Here is an 18781-nt window from a genome sequence, read left to right on the forward strand (position 1 = left end):
CCTTTGGTTCACACCCTCCTCCGCTGGTGAGCGAAATCCGCAGAGGATATGGCAGCGATCCCAGAGCAACAATCACAGGTGTGTCGCCGCCCCGGACTTCTTTCGCCTCGCCTCCGCCTTGTTGCGCGTTTATCCTCACCGTCGATTCGCTGTCCGCGACGAGGGCGCGGGCGCAAGATTGCATCAAAGGAGAGTGCGATGACGGACGCCAAGAGCGGCATTTCGGGATTACGGCCGCATATTACGGTTATCGGCGTCGGCGGGGGCGGCGGCAACGCCATCAATAACATGATTGCGGAAAAGCTGGCGGGCGTCGAATTCATCGCCGCAAATACGGACGCCCAGGTTCTCGCCACCTCAAAGGCGTCGCGCCGCATTCAGCTCGGCGCGAATGTGACGGAAGGCTTGGGTGCCGGTTCGCTGCCTGAGGTTGGTCATGCAGCCGCCGAGGAGTCGATCGACGAGATCATGGATCACCTAGCCGGCTCGCATATGTGTTTCGTCACTGCAGGCATGGGCGGCGGTACGGGCACCGGTGCGGCCCCCGTCATCGCGCGCGCCGCGCGTGCGGCCGGCATCCTGACGGTCGGCGTCGTCACCAAGCCCTTCACCTTCGAGGGCAATCGCCGCATGCGCACGGCCGAAGTCGGCATCGAGGCGCTTCGTCAGGCCGCCGATACCGTCATCGTCATTCCCAATCAGAACCTCTTCCGCATCGCGGACGCAAAAACCACCTTCGCCGATGCCTTCATGACGGCCGACCGCGTGCTCTTTGCCGGCGTCGGCTGCATCACCGATCTCATCGTCAAGGAAGGCCTGATCAACCTCGATTTCGCCGACGTGAAGTCGGTCATGCAAGGCATGGGCCGCGCCATGATGGGCACCGGTGAAGCCGCCGGCGAAAGCCGGGCGATGAAGGCGGCGGAAGCGGCAATCGCCAACCCGCTTCTGGACGATATTTCCATGAAGGGCGCCAGGGGCGTGCTGATCTCGATTTCCGGCGGTTCTGATATGACGCTGTTCGAAGTCGATGAGGCGGCAAGCCGCATTCGCGACGAAGTGCAGGACGACGCCGATATCGTCGTCGGCGCGATCTTCGACCGCAGCCTGGACGGCAGGTTCCGCGTTTCGGTCGTGGCGACCGGCCTGGAAGCCAGCGCTCCCCCGCTATCGGCGCCCAATCACACGGCTGAACAAATCCAGACGCGCACGTTGCAGTAACACGGCAGTATGGCGTCGCTCCATCGTATAAAGTACGAGACGGGGCGACGTCACCGTTCGGGCGCTAGGAGCCGTGGACTCTTGGGATTCCCAAAGCTGAGCAAATCAGATTCAAGACTGTCTTTTGGAGGCAGTCATGGGTGTTTTAGATCGTCTCATTCTTCGAGATGACCAGTGGGAGCGGATGTCTCGTCATATCATTGGCGACGATCGCACGCGCGGTTCGTCTGGACGTGACAATCGCATGTTTGTGGAAGCGGTCTTGTGGATCGTGCGGACGGGTTCGCCCTGGCGCGATCTGCCGGAGGTGTTCGGTGATTGGAACAGCGTGTTTCGCCGCTTCAGCCGCTGGAGCCAAAAGGGTGTCTGGTGGCGTGTCTTCGAAGCAATGTCGGAGGATACCGACTTCGAATACCTGATCGTCGACAGTACTATTATTCGCGCCCACCAGCACGCCTCCGGCGCAAAAAAGGGGCTGAAGATCAGGCCCTTGGCCGCTCGCGCGGCGGCTTGAGCACCAAAATCCATATGGCCGTGCGTGGCCTTGGATGTCCTGTTCGTTTCATCCTGACCGCCGGCCAGAAAGGCGATGCACCGCAAGCCGATCTCCTGATCGAAGACCTGCCAGCCGAGGTCGTCATGGCCGATACGGCCTATGACAGCGACCGGCTACGCAAACTCATTGCCGACAAGGGCGCGCAAGCGGTTATCCCGAACAACCCCTCGCGTGCCAAGAAGTATCCACTCGACAAGGAACTCTACGCTCAGCGCTATCTCGTCGAATGTTGCTTCTCGAAGCTCAAGCAGTTTCGACGCATCGCCACGCGATATGAGAAAACCGTTCGAAACTACAAAGCCATGATCGCTCTGGCCGCAACAATCTTATGGCTCAGATAAGTGTCCACAGCTCCTAAGGCTCATCAGGCGAACAATATCTCCGAGATGTTGTGCACCACGGAGATTTCGTCGGTCATCGAGTTGGTGATGTAGATGGAATCCGCCGCCGCGTCATAGACCACGTTGGTGGTGGAATCGTCGCCCGGTATGGCGATGTTGACATCGATTGCCGTCTTGATGCCGGTTTTGAAATCGAATGCCGTGCCGATGTGCTCGCTGCCGGAGGAATCGCCGAAGAAGAAGGTGCCGTCGACGGCAAAGCCATAGCCGAGCCCGCCCGCCGCGAAAGTCTTGGATTCGATCGGGTCCAGCGTGTCGGGATCGATCCTGGAGACCTGCCAGGTGGTATCATCGATGCGGCCCACGACGTAAATGCCGGTCGAATCCTGCATCGTGTTGACGGCGGTGAACCCGCCCCAGTCGAAGGTACCCGACCCATTCTTGCCGATAAGGCCGGGGATCGGATCGCCCTTCTGGTCGAGTGATCCGTCCGAAGCATCCCACTTTGCGAGATAGGTCTGATCGGGGAAAGGATCCTCTCCGCCCCTCGCCTCGTTGGTCCTGCCGATGATTGCGCCGCCGCGGACCGCAAAATAGGTTCCGCCGATGTCATATTGGCCCAGGTCATAGTCGCCAAGAGAGATGGCGCCGCTGGCTTGGTCAGCCTCGAATGCCGAGGCGTTGTCGTAGACGTAAACCATAGAATCGTCAGGGAAACCATGGCCAGAGCTGACGTAATACTTGCCCGTCAGCGGATCGACCGCGACCCCTTGGAGCTCGTAATGGTCGAGGAAAGGCCGCACGACCTCTGCCTGCGCCTCGACATGATCCGTATTTACCGACTTCCCATCCGTGACACCGTTCACGGTCAGCGAGATCACACCGACATCCGCGTATCCGGTGCCGTCGGAGACCTTGTAATATTCGAGCGTCTCCGTGACATGCGCGCCATCGTTGAGTCCTGCCTTCACGGCCGGGTCGAGATCATAGGTGAAGCTTCCGTCGCCCGCGAAATGGAAGGTGCCGAATTGGCCGGCAACATCGGTGCTCCGATCGGCGCTGACGCTGGCGCCCTCGACCGAGCGGAGAAAGAGATGGCCCGCCTCCCCGGCGATGTCGTTGGCAAGCACATTGCCCGTCATCGCGCCGCCTTCCCGGAACGTAAAGGCATCGTCGACCGCGACCGGTGGGCTGGTCACCCCATGAATGTCGAGCGTGAAATGGCCGAAATCGGTATTGCCGGCGCCATCGGAGATTTTGTAGCCGATCGTCTCGCGCAGCGTCATCCCGTCCCGGAAATCCAGCTTGGCCGCCTCGTTCAGCGTGTAGGTATAGGAACCGTCGGCTTTGACGTGAAACGTCCCGTACTCGCCGGCGATTTCGGTGACCTGCCCGCTTTGCTTGGCGACAACCCGCTCGCCATCGAAGAAGTTGAGAGCCATATGGCCGCCGGGGCCGGCCACGTCATTGGCGAGCAGATTGCCCGAAATCACGTCGTTTTCGGAGGCACTGAGGTAATCGTCGTTCGCTGTGGGTACAGACACTGTCATGGATATCTCCTTAAAGATCCATTTCGCTGGTCGGCCGGAAGGAAAGCAGCCGACGCGGCGCGCGTCAATTTATTTTCTAGTGAAAGTAGTAATTTAGATTTCCACAGCTTCGTTGTTCTGTGCGTCTCAGCATGCGAAGCGTGGGACAATGCCGCACCCGGATGGCAGACGAGGGAGGATGCCGCGCCGCGGCACGATATAAATCTATTGAATTCCCCACCGCGGCTCGAAATCTTGCGCGCGTCGATCGACAGCATGACGGCAGATTTGTCGGGATTGAGACCTACGTCTCGTAACGATTGCGGGAAGCATTATGTCCAAACAGGACAATCCGGAAGTATTGCGCGAAGGAAGATTGATCGGCATTTGGTTCTCGTCGCTGGCGCTTCTGGGCATAAGTATGATGGTGACGTATGTCACCCCACCACCCGCCTGATCTTCTCCGCATCCTCCACCGTTGCCGGATTATACACCACCATGCTGAGGTCCGGCCGCCCGTCCACCTGAAACGCCGAATACTCGAAGGAAAGCAGCCCGAGCAACGGGTGCTTGATGTGCTTGGCGCCCTCGCCGTGGCTGCGCACGTCGTTGTCGCGCCACATGGCCAGGAATTCCGGGCTCTTGCGGCAGAGTTCGTCGACCAGCGGCTCGACTTGCTCTGCAGCCCCCGCGCGGGCGGCATCCACCCGGAAGGCGGCGACGACGAAGCGGGCGACACTTTCCCAGTCGTATTGGGCGGCGCGCACGCGCGGGTCGAGGAAGATGAAGCGCAGCACATTGCGCTCCTCCGGCGGCAGCGCGCCGTAATCTGTGAGCAGCACGGTCGCCGCACGATTCCAGGCGACTACATCCCAGATGGCGTTGCGGATCAGCGCCGGACTCGGATCCAGCGCATCAAGCACGCCCTGCAGGCGCGGCGTTACGCCTTCCTGCCTGCGATAGCGCACCTCCGGCGGCCGACCGAGACCGATGAGGAAGAGATGCTCGCGCTCGATATCGGTCAGCATCAGCGCTCGTGAAATCCGGTCGAGCACGTCGGCGGACGGCGCACCGCCGCGGCCCTGCTCCAGCCAGGTATACCAGGTGGGGCTGATATTGGCGCGGCTCGCCACCTCCTCGCGGCGCAGACCCGGCGTGCGCCGCCTCTCCCCGGCGAAACCCAAGGCGGCGGGATCGAGCTTTGCGCGGCGGCCCTTGAGATAGGCGCCCAGCCGGTTTTCGGAGGTCACGAATTCGCTCATCCTATTAGCCATTATACCATGATAAGATCACTACTTTACCATGATAGCAGTCTCGCCGATATCTGTCTCCAGCCAATCAGGAGATATCGACATGCGCATATTCGTCACCGGAGCTACGGGCTGGGTCGGCTCGGCCGTCGTCAACGAACTGATCGCCGCCGGCCATCAGGTGCTCGGCCTCACCCGCTCGGAAAAAGGGGCTGAAGAACTGGCGGCCGCCGGCGCTGCAGTCCATCGCGGCTCGCTGGAAGATCTGGAAAGTCTGAAGCGCGGCGCGGCCGAGGCTGACGGCGTGATCCATACCGGCTTCAACCATGATTTCTCGAAATTCGCCGAAAACTGCGCGCTCGACCGGCGCGCCATCGAGGCGCTCGGCGAAGCCCTGCGGGGCACCGACCGGCCGCTGCTGGTGACCGCAGGCCTTGGCCACGCGCCCGGCCGCATCGGCACCGAGAAAGACCCGCCGATGCCGACCACGGAGATCTATCCCCGCGCCTCGGAAATTGCCGCGGTATCGCTTGCGGCGCGTGGGCTGCGCGCCTCCACCGTCCGGCTGCCGCCCTCGGTGCATGGCCATGGCGATCACGGCTTCGTGCCGATCCTGATCGAAACCGCCCGGCGCACCGGCGTCTCCGCTTATATCGGCGACGGACAGAACCGCTGGCCGGCTGTCCACAGGCGCGATGCCGCCCGCGTCTATCGCCTGGCAATCGAACACGGCGCTGCCGGCGGGCCGTTCCTCGCAGTCGCCGAAGACGGCGTCGTGTTCAAGGAGATCGCCGAACTGATCGGCCGTCGGTTGAACGTGCCCGCCGTCTCGCTTTCGCCGGAAGAAGCGGCGAACCACTTCGGCTGGTTTGGAATGTTCGCCGGCTTCGACGTGCCGACTTCGAGCGCGCATACGCGGGCATTACTCGGCTGGGCGCCGGAGCAGCCGGGGCTGCTCGCGGACATCGATCATCCGGCGTATTTCGGCGGATAGGCTTCCGGTGATGGAGCGAAGCGGCGGCGAAGTGCGTGCGTCATGCAAGTCATTTGCCTTTCGCTTGCCGCTCAAAGCGCTCGTCGCATATGCTCCTCAGCCCCCTCATCTGCCTGCCGGCATCTTCTCCCCGAGGGGAGAAGCGGAATCGTGGCAACGTCTCGCCTCCTTCGGGGCCTCGACAGCCCCGAAGCACGAGGCACGGCGTGTCTCCTACCGCATCCGCCCTTCATTCGTGTCGGCCGGATCGTAATTCACGTCCCAATCCTTCTTCGGCTTCTTCTTCCCCGGCGGATCCCGGTTCACCGTCGCGTCCTCCGAGCCGGTGATGACGGTCGGCTTGGCGCTGGCGACACCGCTGGCCCTGCGGTCGGCGCGGGATTTGGCGAACTGGCCGGCGGCGTCTTTTTCGGGGTTGGCCATTTCATTCGCCTTTCTGCTTCATCGCGTCGCCGAGATCTTTCATCTCGGGGTCGCGGTTGTTTTCGCCTTTTGCGTCGCGGTTCTTGTCAGGATCGTCCTTGGGTTTCAGGTAGCCGCGCGGGGTATTGCCCTTCGGCCCTTCCCAGCGGGGGGATTGATCGGTGGTGCCGGGAGCACCGTCCCTGGGGGTCGTCATGCCCATTGTCGTTTCTCCTTGGTTGAACAGGGAAAACCGCAAAGAGCGCCAACTGTTCCCGGCCTTATCGCAGCGAGGCAAGCGTCGTGCAGCCAAAGGCAAGCAGGGTGACTGCGGCATTGACCGCATGCGAATATTCCCACTGGCGGCGCAGCGTCTCCCAATTGTCCGGCTGCACGGTCCAGTTTTCGGTCGCCGCGTTCGCCGGCTGGGTGAAAAGCATGAAGATGACGAGGTTGAGCACGATCAGTGCCGCAGCAGCGACCGAGAGCGTCAAAGCCGGCGCGTCGGCCCTGAGCACGATGGCATTGCCTGTATTGGCGAGGAAGGCGAGCGGCAGCAGCAGGCCGACGATCCACCAGCCGGCATAGGCCTGTTGCGCGACGAAATAATGCCTTCGCCATCCCGATCTTGTTGACAAGCGAGAGGGCGTGCGCCGCCGGCGCGATGAGCGCCAGGCCGGGTGAGGATGACGGCAAGGAATCTCATGAGAGCTGAACCGTCGGCGGCAGGCAAGGTTCCCGGAAAATATGGAACACACTCCTGCCCGAACGGTTCCCCTCAAGTCACCAACCCGAGACATGGAGCCCGACATGAGCAAGACCAACGTCCGCGAACTTCAGAAACGCGCCGAACAGCAGGTCAGAAACACCAGCGCCGGCGGCCACCTCGGCGGCACCTATTTCGGTCAGCAACCCGACGGAAAAACCGCCTCGGAGACGACCAACGACAGCGCCAAGGCCCGGCCCAACGACGGCAGCAATTAAGCGAGTGCGGTCTCAAGGGCAAGATATGCCGGCCGCTCACAATCATTCACCGCGCGTCTGCGCGGTGAATGATTCTTGGGAACAACTGAGCGTAGGGCCGCTTGCCGCGAACGTCTCCCCGCTTCAGCGCCGGTCATTGAACGGCAACGCCTCTGCACTACCTTCTGCCGTCGGCGGGACGGGTATTTGAGCGCAGCAGGGGGCAACGTGGCATCCTATTCGATTGACGATGCAATTCGGGAGCTTGCTCCGGCGCTCTCCAAGGCGCCGGCGCGCGCCGTCAGCGGCGAATGGACCTCCACCACCATGCAGGCCGGGCATTCCTCAAGCACGGGCGGCTACCGCGATGCGGCGGGGAAGACCGTCTCGGACGATTCACGCGATCTGCTGCGAGATATCGGCGATGTCGTCGAAAAACTCGATGCAGCGGCGACCGAGCGCTTCAACCAGGTGGTCGTCCGCTGGAAGAAGCCGGCCCTTCCCTTCATGCGGGCGCAGGTCACGATCGAAACCAGCTTCGACCAGGCGATCGTGCCGCGCGGCCCCGACGACGCGATCTACGAGCGCGCCGCAAGCGCCCGCCGTGCCTTCTGGCAGAGCCGCGGCACTGTGCGCGGAGGTTTTGCCGCCGAGCGCGCCACCACCAATGTCTACGCCCAGACCAAATGGTTCGGCCCGCACCGCCGGATCCTGGTGATCGATGCACCGGGGAGAATGTTCCTTGCCACCGACGGCCTCTCCACACCCTGGGCCGGTATCTCCGATCCCGAGAACGGCGTCGAATGCGAACTCTTCATGGGATTCGGCGCCGCCACGCTGGATGCGACGACAATCGCCGACTGGGGAAACCTTTTGATCAACCTCGGCGATCTCGTGGCCGACGGCTACCGCGTTGCCCGCGATGTCGAAAAACATGGCGCCATCCTGTTCTGCCGGCTGACGGCGGATTACCTCCCCCTGACCCGCATCGTCCTGGGCCTTGATCCTGGCCGGATCGACGGCATGCCTTTCGGCTCCGTGCCGCTGATCCGGGCAACGGCAATCGCCGAAACGGAGATCGAGGGCGGCGATCTAGACGAGGACTGGGGCGCATCGGCGGCGCGCCAAGCGCTGGCGAAACGCGGCATCGCGCTTTAGCTCAAGGCGCGTAACGTGTGAAAACATAATCGTGGTCTTTCACATTGCCGACATGGCAGGAAAGACAGGTTTCGTGCTGGGCGAGGTCAACCGGCTTGCCATTGACGAACCTTCCGAAGCCCCAGCCATGGCTGTCGGGATATTTCTTGGAGTCCTTCACCATCACCTGCACGGTGGTCGGAGCCCCCGGCACCGTCGCCGGCGCAAATTCCGTCGACTGCATGCGTTTGTAGGCAAGTTTCACGAGGATCGACCCGTCGGGAAACGGCAAGGTGCCCTTCTTGTATGCCTCGACGGCAAGGTCGTTGCCGAGGAGGGCGCGCAATTCATCAAGGGGCGGCGCCTCCTGTGCTGGCGCGATGAATTTCCAGTCCCTGTAGCCGTCAGGAACAGTGACGCCGTAGATCGGCGAGGCGTTTTCCGGCGATGCGCCCGGTGACTCGGAATAGGAGATGGCGACGCTGAGGGGGAGACTGGAAATGGCAAATACGCCAAGGAGAGCAAGCTTCATTGAAAACTCCTGCCGGACCGATGTTCTCAGGCAGGATCCTTTCGGATTGTATCTGACGAATGTCAGGCTCCAGCCGAAATGTATCGAAGTGTAGCCGTGTTCGCACCGGCTCGTCGCGCCGATCATTTCATCAAGATGTCATGAAACTTCTTGTCCCGGATCGGCTTTCTACAACGAAGCGAAACAAGGAGCTGCAAATGTCCGGCGAAGCCGAAAACCACGCTAAAACCGCCATCGTTCCCGTTCAGAACGCGTCATTGGCAGAGCAAGTCGCCACTGCGGCGGTGCTTGAAGACATGCAAAAGGCAAGCCTGCAGCCCCTTCAGGCCGCGCCGGCGCCGGCAGCGGCGCCGTTCTCCTGGGACCTCGATCCCCGGGAGATGCTTAAGCTGACCTCCGAGGTGATGACACTGCCCATGGTCTTCTGGTCGACGGGCCTATCCCTGGCCTATTCCCTCTGGCTATCCTCGCTGCCGCCCGCAGGCGGAACGACAGATCCGATCGGTCAACGCGCGGCTTAGCGGAGCAACCGATCGCCCGCCGCCAGCGACGTCCGGACCTCTACACAAGGCCCACCTTTCCGCCCTCAGTCCAGGCTATTTGCCGGATGAGGGCGAAGAGGCAAGCACCACGTTCAAGCCTGGCGCAGCCGCTTATTCGTTGATATCCGGCTCGACGACCTTGGCGAGATTGCGCAGCGATTCCTGCCAGCCGAGATAGCAAGCCTCCGGCGGGATGAGGTCGGGTATGCCGGCCTGGGTGATTTCCACTTCGGTGCCCACCGAAACCTTCTTCAGAGTCACGGTAACATCCATTTCGCCGGGGAGGTTCGGATCATCGAACTTGTCGGTGTAGCGGACCAATTCGCCCGGGACGAGTTCAAGGAATTCGCCGCCGAAAGCATGACTGTTGCCGGTCGTGAAATTGCGGAAGGACATTCTGAAGGTGCCGCCGACGGCCGGTTCCAGATGATGCACGGTGCAGAGAAAACCGTTCGGCGGAAGCCATTTGGCGAGCGCGTCTGCCTCGATGAAGGCGCGATAGACCTTTTCCGGGCTGGTCGCGAAGACGCGGTGCAGGCGTATAGTGTTCGGCATGGTGGTGATCCTTTGATGGACGGAATGAACGAGCTAAGGACGGACAAGCCTTTGCCGATCCGACATGGGATCGATCTTTTCTTCAAGAAAAATCGCGCGCAAGCGTGCGTGTCAGCTCGGCATGCTAGGCAATGGCAGTCGGCGACAGGTCGGACCGGTATCGAAGGCGAACCGCACTGCGCCGCAGGCGCATTTCCTTGCTCATGCCAAGCGCCTTTCCCCTGATGTTGGAATGCCGACGATCGGGTGTCCGCTCAATTGGCCTCAAGCCGCGGCCTGCTCGCCCAGCGCATTGAGCAGCAGCCGAGCGGCCTGCTTCGAAGACGCCGGGTTCTGTCCGGTGATCAACTGATCGTCCTGGACGACATGCACGGCCCAGTCTTCCGTCGCCGAAAACTTCGCCCCCTGCCCTCTCAGCACGTCTTCGAGCAGATAGGGCACGACCTCGACGAGATTCACGGCGGCCTCCTCGGAATTGGTGAATCCGGTCACCGTCCGCCCCTTGGCGATCGGCCCGCCATCGGGCGCCTTGACCTTCGTCAGGATCCCCGGCGCGTGGCAAACGAGCGCCAGCGGTTTTCCGGCCGCAAGCGTCGCCTCGATGAGCGCGTGGGCGCTGCTGTCGTTCGTCAGATCCCAGAGCGGGCCATGGCCGCCGGGAAAAAACACGGTGTCGTAATCGGCCTGGTCGATGTCGGACAGTTTCAGCGTGTTGGCGAGCGCGGCCGTGGCCTCCGAGTCGCGTTCAAACCGTCGCGTGTCTTCCGTCTGAAAGGCCGGCTCGTTGCTCTTCGGATCGAGCGGAGGCTGACCTCCTTTGGGCGAAGCGAGTGCGACCTCGGCTCCGGCGTCGCGGAAGACAAAATAAGGGGCGGCAAGTTCTTCGAGCCAGAATCCCGTTTTCTTGCCGGTATTTCCAAGCTGATCATGTGATGTGAGAACCATGAGAATTTTCATTGCCCAGCTCCTTCGCTCCAGCCAGAGGACAAAACCTTCCGCGTCCGGTTTAACGGTGAAATACTGCCTGCAATCTCATGCTGAACTGGCAAAATCATAGATCGGCCACCGGTGCGACACAAGCCTCCAGTTCCATTCGGAATGATGAGGACGCGCCTGATCCTCCCGCCCTTCAAATTCTTATTGGAGACGCATAGAAGATCGGTAACGCTGTTGCGCATCGGTTCAGCGAAGCCTTCGGGGAAGTTGGAAAGTGAGCAAGCCGAATTATCGGGATATCGCCCGCCATGCCGGCGTCGGCACTGCAACGGTCGAGCGCGTCCTGAACGGGCGCGGCGGCGTTCGGCCGGAGCTGGTCGAGAAGGTGATCATTGCCGCGCGCGCGCTGGATTATCCCCGCAAGCTCCCGGACACCCATCGCGGCCTGCTGCGCATAGAGGTGTTGATGGTGCGTCCCGAAACCACCTTCTATCAGCGGCTCTCCGCGGCATTCGAGAGGATCGCGGCGACTCTCGACCCGCTGGTGATCGTGCATCGCAGCTTTACCGAAGAGATGAAGCCGGAAGAAATTGCGCGCCGAATCTTGTCGGCCGGCCTGCGGCGCGCAGGCCTGATCCTGGCGGTACCCAGCAATCCGCTGATCGGCGCGGCCGTCGAGAAGGTCAGCGCCCAAGGTTTGCCGGTTGTCCACGTCGTCACTCGCGCCTCGGAACATACAGGCGAATTCGTCGGCATCGACAATTATGCCGCCGGCCGGACGGCAGCGCTCTTCATCGGCCGAATGGGACGCCGGACCGGTCCCGTCTTTGCGATCTGCCATCCGATCTATCAGGTGCACCGCGATCGAATCCGCGGCTTTTCGGACTATTTTCTTGAGCACCCCGGCGCCAGCAGCTTCCAGAGCCTGGGGTTCGGTCTCGACGAAGAGCATCTCGGCGCGGAACTCCTGACCTCGGCCTTGCGGATGTATCCGGACCTTGCTGGCCTCTACAATGCCGGCGGCGGCAATTCCGCACTGATCAATGTGCTGCGACGGCATGCGCGCGAACGCGGCATCTTCTTTGTCGGCCACGAACTCACCGACTATACGCGCAGCGCCTTGCAGGACGGCACCATGGATGTGGTCCTCGACCAGGCGCCCGAGGCGCAGGCCAGGCGATCGCTCGATCTGATCCTGCGCCGAATTGGCTTGACCGATATTGAGCCGGATCGGGCGCCCATCCGCTTCATCACCATCACCAAGGAAAGTCTTTGATCTGATTTGATCAAGAATGGTTTCGGCGCCGCGGCGGTCTCCTGCTACTTTCAAGACAGAAGGAGAGCCGATGCGTCGACAGCCGCGACATCCCGACACGAAAGGCGCTCTCCTGCGATCAAGATGCAAATGCGGGCCGACGATTCCGTCAGCCCGAAGGAGAGAACAATGGACGATCTGAAGTTCGGCACGCGCAACAAGCGCGGCGACTGGGCACCGAACCAGCCAGCCGAAACCGCCCCGCTGTTTGCGTTTCCGCCGCGGCTGATGGCGATCCTGAAATGGCTGCCGCATTACTTCTTTCCTTGGAATGCGATTTTCGCCGCCTCCGCGATCGCTTATTGGGCCTTGGTCATTCCATCGATGGAGACGATGCAAACGCTCGGCATCGGCTGGGCCGCCTGGCTTTACGCCGTGAACGCGATCTGCGTTTTACTCTTCTACGGCGCCTTCGAGGTGCATCTCTATGTGCTGAAGCGGCAGGAAAATCGCTTCAAATACAATGGAAAGTTTCCGTCCGAGCAGAAGAACAAAGCCTTCTGGTTCGAGCGCCAGAACGTCGACAACATGTTGCGCACTTTCTTATCGGGCGTGGTGATCTGGACCGCCGTCGAGGTCGGCATGCTCTGGGCCTATGCCAACGGCTATGCGCCCTGGTTAAGCTTCGCAGAGCGCCCCTGGACGATTGCCGCCGTGGCCCTCGTCGTGCCGATCATTCACGAGTTCCACTTCTTCTGCATCCACAGGCTCATCCATACGCCCTTCCTCTATAAGTGGGTGCACTCGGTCCACCATAACTCGGTCAATCCCTCGCCTTGGTCTTCGCTGTCAATGCATCCAGTCGAGCACCTGCTCTATCTCGGCACCGCCCTCTACCACCTGATCCTGCCGTCCAATCCGATCCTCATGCTCTACCAGCTGCATTATGCCGGCTTCGGCGCCATTCCCGGCCATGTCGGCTTCGACAAGGTCGAAATCGGCGGGGACAAGCTCATAGATAGCCACGCCTATGCGCATTACCTCCATCACAAATATTTCGAGGTCAATTACGGCGACGCGCTGATCCCGCTCGATAAGTGGTTCGGCACCTGGCACGACGGCTCCGCCGAAGGCGAGGCGCAGATGCAGGCGCGCTACCGCCGGCGCAAGGAAAAACTCGCCGCCCGCAAGACGCGCATGGAAGTCACGGGAGCAGCCGAATGAGCTGGGTTACTGCTTGCAAGCTCGACGACATCGAGCAGGAAGGCGCCATCCGTTTCGATCACGGCAGCCGCACCTACGCCATCTATCGCGGCCCCGACGACAGCGTCTATTGCACGGCCGGCCTCTGCACCCACGAGGCGATCCATCTCGCCGGCGGACTGGTCATGGATTTCGAGGTCGAATGTCCGAAGCATTCCGGCGCCTTCGATTACCGCACCGGGGAAGCCTTGAGGCTGCCCGCCTGCGAGAATCTGAAAACCTATCCGACAGAGGTGATCGACGGAGAGGTTCGCGTGGCTCTGATCTGAGCCCGCAACATAGGCAGGCCTGAACAGCCTCCGGTATGGATCGGGCGGCCCGGCGCCCCTTGGGAGGAAAACATGAAATCAATCTGTGTGGCGGCCATCCTGGCCGCCCTGACGACGACTGCTGCCTCGGCCGAGACGATCGGCGTTTCGATGCAGAGTTTCGACAACAATTTCCAGACGCTGCTACGCGAAGGGCTGCAAGCAAGGGCCTCCAAACTCACCGGCGTCAACCTGCAGCTCGAGGACGCGCAGACCGACGTTTCCAAGCAGCGCAGCCAGGTGGACAACTTCATCGCATCGGGCGTGGATGCGATCATCATGACGCTCGCCGATACGTCGGCCGCCGCCGGCATCAGCGAGGCCGCCCGCAAGGCCGGCATTCCGCTCGTCTACCTCAATCTCGAACCGGAAAATATCGAGAAGCTGCCGGAAAAGCAGGCCTATGTCGGCTCGAAGGAAACCGACTCCGGCAGGCTCGGCGCCGAAGCCGCCTGTGAACTGCTGAAGAAGAAAGGCAAGGCGAGTAACGCGCAGGCTTACATCTTGATGGGCGATCTCGCGCATCAGGCCTCGCGCGACCGCACCTCGTCGGTCAAGGCGACGCTGGCGGCGGGCGATTGCAAGGGCGTGACCATCGCCGACGAGCAGACCGCCGCCTGGACGCGCACGAACGCCATGGATCTGACCACGAACTGGCTCACGGCAGGCCGTCCGATCGACGTGATCTTCGCCAATAATGACGAGATGGCGCTTGGCGCCATTCAGGCGCTCAAGGCATCCGGCGTGTCGATGGACGACGTCATCGTCGTCGGCATCGACGCGACGCAGGACGCACTGGCGGCGATGGCGGCGGGCGATCTTGACGTGACCGTCTTCCAGAACGCCAAACAGCAGGCGGCAAGCGCCGTCGACGCAGCCGTCGCGCTTGCCCACGGCAACAGCGTCGACAAGGAAGTATGGGTGCCCTTCGAACTGGTCACGCCCAAGAACATGACCGAATACGCCAAGAAGAACTGATCCTCCCCGGCTGGCGTCTCCTCCTCACGAGCGCCGGCCGCTCTCTTTATGGAGTACGCCATGGACGGTATCGTCATCATCGGTGCGGGCGAGTCCGGAACCCGGGCGGCCTTCGCACTGCGCGAAGCAGGCTATCACGGATCCGTCACGCTGGTCGGAGCCGAACCCCATCTGCCCTATGAACGGCCGCCCCTGTCGAAAACCGTCGACGGTGCGGTGCAGATGAAGCTGATCTGCGCCGCCGATGCGCTTGATGCAGCAGGCATCACCTATCTCAAGGGATTGTCAGCCACCCGGCTGGATGCCGATGCCGCGACCGTGACGGTAAGCGACGGTCGCATATTGCGGTACGATAAGCTTCTTCTGACCACCGGCGCACGGCCGAGACGGCTTGCCTGCCCCGGCGCCGAGCGCGCACTCGACTTCCGCACCCACGCCGACGCCGACGCGATCTTCTCCAATATCGACCCCGGCCGGAGCGTCGTGATCATCGGCGCGGGTCTGATCGGGATGGAACTTGCAGCGGTGCTTCGCGGCAGAAACGTTGCGGTCAGCGTGATCGAAGCCGCGCCGAAACCTTTGGGCCGCGCCGTCCCTGCCCGCTTTGCCGATAGACTGCACGCCCGACATGCCGCCGAGGGTGTGCGTTTTCATCTCGATCGGGCTGTTGCGGCAATCGGCGACGATGGTGTCACCTTGACCGACGGCAGCGTCGTGCCCGCCGATCTCGTCGTCAGCGCCATCGGGGTCCTGCCTGACATTGCCCTGGCGGAAGCGGCGGGACTGGCCACCGGCAACGGCATTCTGACGGATGCCTATCTTCGCACCAGCGCGCCGAATATTTTTGCCGCAGGCGATTGCGCGGCGGTGGCTGAGCCCGGCGGAGGACATATCCGCTATGAAAGCTGGCGCAGCGCCAGAACGCAGGCCGAGACCGCGGCGCGGAACATGGCCGGCAGCGCCGCGGCTTTTGCCGCCATTCCCTGGTTCTGGTCCGACCAGTACGATCTCGGACTGCAGGTGGCGGGACAGCCGCAGCCGGCTCATCAGACTGTCCGGCGCTTGATGCCGGCGGGCGAGCTCGAATTCTATCTCGACGATGGCCGTCTGGTGGCGGCCGCCGGCCTTGGTATCGGCAATGGCCTCGCCAAGGATATCAAGCTTGCCGAGCTGCTGATTGCCGCAGCTGTCAGTCCCGCGGCCGCGGCGCTGGCCGATCCGGGGGTCAATCTCAAAATGCTTTTGAAGGGCGCGCGGGCCGCATGACGCAGAATCTGCTGATCTTCCAGTCGCTCTGGGCCATGGAGCGCCGGCACACCGACGGATTCGAGCGCACACTCGACGAGAACATCGCGATGATCCGTCAGGCGGGCTTCGACGGCATCAGCGCGCATTACACCAACCGCCGCGATGTTGTTGTGCTCAACGAGACGATCCGCGGCAGCGGGCTGAAGATCGAGGCGGTCTGCTTTCCGCGCTCGGTCGAGGATCTGCGGCTGCCGCTGGAGCTTGCCGCGGCCTTTCCCGTCAGCCACATCAATCTGCAGCCCGATATTCGCCTCCGCCGCGTCGAGGCTTGCCTGCCGCTCCTCGACGGCTGGATGCGGCTCGCCGAAGATGCCGGCATTCCCGTGTTCATCGAAACCCATCGCGACAGGATGACGACGGACCTGTTCTTCACGTTGGATCTGCTCGAGCAGCGTCCCGAACTGCCGCTGTTGGCCGATCTGTCGCATTTCCTGGTCGGCCGCGAATTCGCCTTTCCGGTCGATGGGGAAAACCACGCCCACATCCGGCGCATCCTGCAGAATGCCCGCGCATTTCATGGGCGCGTCGCTTCACGCGAACAAGTGCAGATCGAAATCGCCTTTCCGCATCATCGGCCCTGGGTCGATCTCTTCCTGCAATGGTGGAATTATGGTTTTCGCCATTGGCGATCCCGTGCCGCCGATGATGCCGAGCTGGTTTTTACCTGCGAGCTAGGTCCCAAGCCCTATGCGATCACCGGCAGAGACGGCAACGACTCGACGGACAGATGGGCCGAGGCTCTGGCGTTGCGCCAGATGGTGCGCGAGCTTTGGGATGCCCTTGCCTGAGTCGGCGAACGACGTTCGCACGATTCCTTATCTCGTCGGGGTCTGAGCTGTAGGTGCGTCCACAGCCGCGATCAAAATCGGTGCGGAGGTTAAGGATTGTTAATCAGGAATGCCTAATGTAAATCTTACCGAGCACAAGTTGTGTAGTAACGGAGTTGCTATAATATCTGGTAGGATATTCGATTAGGGAGAACCTCCTGCATGCGGAAAGTTCCTGCTGCCCGTTTAGCCCTCGGAAAGCCGGAGGCAGAAGCTTCGAGCTTGATCGACCGGCTTTTGTTCTTTGACCGCGATTTCAATCCCATCGAGGATCTGCACGGCAATGTGCTGCCCTCATCCGTCAAGCCAGCCGCCTCTTTCTGGGAGCATTTCCCGGAGCTGGACAAATCGGCAATCACGCTGGCGTTCCGTTCTCTGGATGATAATGCCCAGCCTTTGCGCATATCGGGCGATCTCGGCGCCGCCGGCTCACACGGTCTGACGATCTACCGGATCGGCGACTTGTTTGCCGTGGTCCGATCCGAGGAACGGATTGACGATGAGCGCGCAACGCTTCTGCATCTCGCGACCCATGATCCGCTGACCGGACTGCCGAACCGGCGCCAGTTCAGCGAAGACCTGACCGCCCTGTTGCAGGAAACCGCAGGCGCGAGCGAGACTCTGTCGCTGATGCAACTCGACCTCGACGATTTCAAACCCGTCAACGACACGCTCGGGCATGCCGCCGGCGACAAGCTCCTCCAATCGGCGGCAATGCGTATCCTGGCCTGCCTTTCCAGCGATGACAGAGCCTACCGGCTGGCCGGTGACGAATTCACGGTGATATCCGTGGGCTCGGGACATCCAGCCAAAGCGCACCGTTTGGCGGACGATCTGGTTGCTGCGTTCAAAAAGCCCTTCACGATCAACGGCATCGCAGTCTTTGTCGGCACCAGCATCGGCATATCCACGGCTCCATCGGACGGTACAACTCCGGAGGAGCTTATGAAGGCGTCCGACCTCGCACTTTACACCGCCAAGAAAGAGGGGCGCGGTCGGGCAAAAGCCTTTGACCCGGCAATGCTTGAACTGCTGGAGCAGCGGGAATTGCTCCGCCGCAGCCTGCGTATGGCCCTGGTGCAACAGCAATTCTATGTCGAATACCAGCCCATCGCCGAGGGCGGCTGCATGGTCGGCTTCGAAGCATTGTTGAGATGGCACCATCCCCTACTCGGAAAGATTCCGCCGGCGTCGTTCATTCCAATGGCCGAAGCGGATGGAATGATGCCCGAGATCGGCGCGTGGGTTTTGGAGCAGGCATGCCATGAGGCGATGAAGTGGCCCGAGAACTACATTGTCGCCGTCAATCTGTCAGCGGCCGAGTTCCTGACAAGCGGCCTCACCGACCGGATTTCACAGACGCTGGATCTTGTCGGACTTCCGCCCGAACGCCTCGAGCTCGAAATAACCGAAAGCGTGCTGCTTGAGCGGACCGTCAACAACATCGACACCCTGAACACGCTCAATGTGCTCGGCATCCGAATTTCTCTCGATGATTTCGGGACGGAATATTCGTCCCTGAGCTATCTGAAAACATTTCCTTTCGATACGATCAAAATCGACAAGTATTTTATCACCGATCTCGAAACCGATCAGAAAAGCCAGGCAATCGTCCGCTGCATCGTCAACCTTGCACATGACCTCGACATGCAGGTGACGGCCGAGGGGGTCGAGACGCCCGGTCAGGCGGAATGGTTGCACAGCGTCGGCTGCGACAGGTTGCAGGGCTATCTGGTGAGCAGGCCGCTTCCCGTGGAGGCAATTGAAGAATTCATTACCCGCGCGGACGCATCCAAAGTCCACGCTCGACAATAGTGCTTTACCGACTTTTCGCCGTGCTTTTAGATCGCATGCAAATCTGACGCCCCAGACAGACCGAAAGGA

At 61.5% G+C, this 18781-nt stretch carries 21 protein-coding genes; 13 read left to right on the forward strand and 8 right to left on the reverse strand.

Translation table 11 applies throughout. The features are described from left to right. The first annotated feature begins 198 nt into the window (after positions 1–198). Both ftsZ and AMC88_RS32040 read left to right on the forward strand, forming a co-directional pair. On the forward strand, positions 199–1221 hold the full coding sequence (gene ftsZ, locus AMC88_RS13415) for a cell division protein FtsZ (protein ID WP_012484292.1): 1023 nt from the start codon (positions 199–201) through the stop codon (positions 1219–1221). 136 nt (positions 1222–1357) lie between these two features. Continuing rightward, positions 1358–2118, forward strand: a protein-coding gene (locus AMC88_RS32040; RefSeq protein ID WP_097541909.1) for an IS5 family transposase whose coding sequence is annotated in 2 segments (ribosomal slippage) — positions 1358–1685 and positions 1685–2118 — 762 coding nt in all. Because the reading frame shifts where the segments join, the coding sequence is not laid out codon by codon here. A gap of 23 nt (positions 2119–2141) precedes the next feature. Here the strand turns inward: AMC88_RS32040 and AMC88_RS13430 are convergent. Together AMC88_RS13430 and AMC88_RS13435 are read right to left on the reverse strand one after the other, a co-directional pair. Continuing rightward, the gene (locus AMC88_RS13430) at positions 2142–3668 is read right to left on the reverse strand and encodes an Ig-like domain-containing protein (RefSeq protein WP_064825399.1); all 1527 of its coding nucleotides are present in this window, start codon (positions 3666–3668) and stop codon (positions 2142–2144) included. A gap of 416 nt (positions 3669–4084) precedes the next feature. Beyond that, positions 4085–4909 carry a helix-turn-helix transcriptional regulator gene (locus tag AMC88_RS13435; RefSeq protein WP_012484295.1) on the reverse strand — a complete coding sequence of 275 codons (825 nt, stop codon included), beginning with the start codon at positions 4907–4909 and terminating at the stop codon, positions 4085–4087. 91 nt (positions 4910–5000) lie between these two features. Between AMC88_RS13435 and AMC88_RS13440 the strand changes: the two genes are divergently transcribed. Further along, positions 5001–5891 (forward strand): SDR family oxidoreductase, encoded by an 891-nt coding sequence (locus tag AMC88_RS13440; RefSeq protein WP_064829963.1) that lies wholly within the window; start codon positions 5001–5003, stop codon positions 5889–5891. A gap of 213 nt (positions 5892–6104) precedes the next feature. Here AMC88_RS13440 and AMC88_RS13445 read toward each other — a convergent pair whose 3' ends face one another. The 3 genes from AMC88_RS13445 to AMC88_RS13455 are packed head-to-tail and all read right to left on the reverse strand — an operon-like array spanning position 6105 to position 6931. Beyond that, positions 6105–6314 carry a hypothetical protein gene (locus AMC88_RS13445; protein ID WP_037140039.1) on the reverse strand — a complete coding sequence of 70 codons (210 nt, stop codon included), beginning with the start codon at positions 6312–6314 and terminating at the stop codon, positions 6105–6107. A gap of 1 nt (position 6315) precedes the next feature. Beyond that, positions 6316–6516 (reverse strand): hypothetical protein, encoded by a 201-nt coding sequence (locus AMC88_RS13450; protein ID WP_016733431.1) that lies wholly within the window; start codon positions 6514–6516, stop codon positions 6316–6318. A gap of 58 nt (positions 6517–6574) precedes the next feature. After that, a complete protein-coding gene (locus AMC88_RS13455) occupies positions 6575–6931 on the reverse strand; it encodes a DUF1772 domain-containing protein (protein ID WP_237353144.1) in 357 nt (118 codons plus the stop codon). Between the two features lie 172 nt (positions 6932–7103). Here AMC88_RS13455 and AMC88_RS33620 point away from each other — a divergent pair, with 172 nt between their 5' ends. Next, positions 7104–7277: a hypothetical protein gene (locus tag AMC88_RS33620; protein WP_016733432.1), complete on the forward strand. Its 174-nt coding sequence runs from the start codon at positions 7104–7106 to the stop codon at positions 7275–7277. Between the two features lie 207 nt (positions 7278–7484). Next, positions 7485–8414 (forward strand): hypothetical protein, encoded by a 930-nt coding sequence (locus AMC88_RS13465; protein ID WP_064825402.1) that lies wholly within the window; start codon positions 7485–7487, stop codon positions 8412–8414. A gap of 1 nt (position 8415) precedes the next feature. On the opposite strand, the gene AMC88_RS13470 is transcribed toward AMC88_RS13465, so the two are convergent. Beyond that, the gene (locus tag AMC88_RS13470) at positions 8416–8925 is read right to left on the reverse strand and encodes a cytochrome P460 family protein (RefSeq protein WP_064825403.1); all 510 of its coding nucleotides are present in this window, start codon (positions 8923–8925) and stop codon (positions 8416–8418) included. 140 nt (positions 8926–9065) lie between these two features. Here AMC88_RS13470 and AMC88_RS13475 point away from each other — a divergent pair, with 140 nt between their 5' ends. Continuing rightward, positions 9066–9446: a hypothetical protein gene (locus tag AMC88_RS13475; RefSeq protein ID WP_064825404.1), complete on the forward strand. Its 381-nt coding sequence runs from the start codon at positions 9066–9068 to the stop codon at positions 9444–9446. A gap of 132 nt (positions 9447–9578) precedes the next feature. Here AMC88_RS13475 and AMC88_RS13480 read toward each other — a convergent pair whose 3' ends face one another. Beyond that, the gene (locus AMC88_RS13480; RefSeq protein WP_016733436.1) at positions 9579–10022 is read right to left on the reverse strand and encodes an SRPBCC family protein; all 444 of its coding nucleotides are present in this window, start codon (positions 10020–10022) and stop codon (positions 9579–9581) included. A 264-nt stretch (positions 10023–10286) separates the two neighbouring features. After that, positions 10287–10979 carry a type 1 glutamine amidotransferase domain-containing protein gene (locus AMC88_RS13485; protein ID WP_064825405.1) on the reverse strand — a complete coding sequence of 231 codons (693 nt, stop codon included), beginning with the start codon at positions 10977–10979 and terminating at the stop codon, positions 10287–10289. 253 nt (positions 10980–11232) lie between these two features. Here AMC88_RS13485 and AMC88_RS13490 point away from each other — a divergent pair, with 253 nt between their 5' ends. From AMC88_RS13490 to AMC88_RS13520, 7 genes are all read left to right on the forward strand, one after another. Further along, a complete protein-coding gene (locus tag AMC88_RS13490; protein ID WP_064825406.1) occupies positions 11233–12234 on the forward strand; it encodes a LacI family DNA-binding transcriptional regulator in 1002 nt (333 codons plus the stop codon). 168 nt (positions 12235–12402) lie between these two features. Beyond that, a complete protein-coding gene (locus tag AMC88_RS13495) occupies positions 12403–13437 on the forward strand; it encodes a sterol desaturase family protein (protein WP_010024271.1) in 1035 nt (344 codons plus the stop codon). Further along, positions 13434–13745 carry a MocE family 2Fe-2S type ferredoxin gene (locus tag AMC88_RS13500; protein WP_012484306.1) on the forward strand — a complete coding sequence of 104 codons (312 nt, stop codon included), beginning with the start codon at positions 13434–13436 and terminating at the stop codon, positions 13743–13745. Before AMC88_RS13495 ends, AMC88_RS13500 begins: the two co-directional genes overlap by 4 nt. 72 nt (positions 13746–13817) lie before the next feature. After that, positions 13818–14762: a substrate-binding domain-containing protein gene (locus AMC88_RS13505; RefSeq protein ID WP_064825407.1), complete on the forward strand. Its 945-nt coding sequence runs from the start codon at positions 13818–13820 to the stop codon at positions 14760–14762. Between the two features lie 60 nt (positions 14763–14822). Next, positions 14823–16028: an NAD(P)/FAD-dependent oxidoreductase gene (locus AMC88_RS13510; protein WP_064825408.1), complete on the forward strand. Its 1206-nt coding sequence runs from the start codon at positions 14823–14825 to the stop codon at positions 16026–16028. Further along, positions 16025–16858, forward strand: a complete 834-nt coding sequence (locus AMC88_RS13515) for a sugar phosphate isomerase/epimerase family protein (RefSeq protein WP_010017788.1) — start codon at positions 16025–16027, stop codon at positions 16856–16858. The genes AMC88_RS13510 and AMC88_RS13515 overlap by 4 nt, the downstream gene beginning before the upstream one ends. 201 nt (positions 16859–17059) lie before the next feature. Further along, entirely contained in the window at positions 17060–18712 is a 1653-nt protein-coding gene (locus tag AMC88_RS13520; protein WP_037140058.1) for a putative bifunctional diguanylate cyclase/phosphodiesterase, read from the forward strand. Positions 18713–18781 lie beyond the last annotated feature (69 nt).

The organism is Rhizobium phaseoli, from assembly GCF_001664385.1.
Taxonomy (GTDB): domain Bacteria; phylum Pseudomonadota; class Alphaproteobacteria; order Rhizobiales; family Rhizobiaceae; genus Rhizobium; species Rhizobium phaseoli.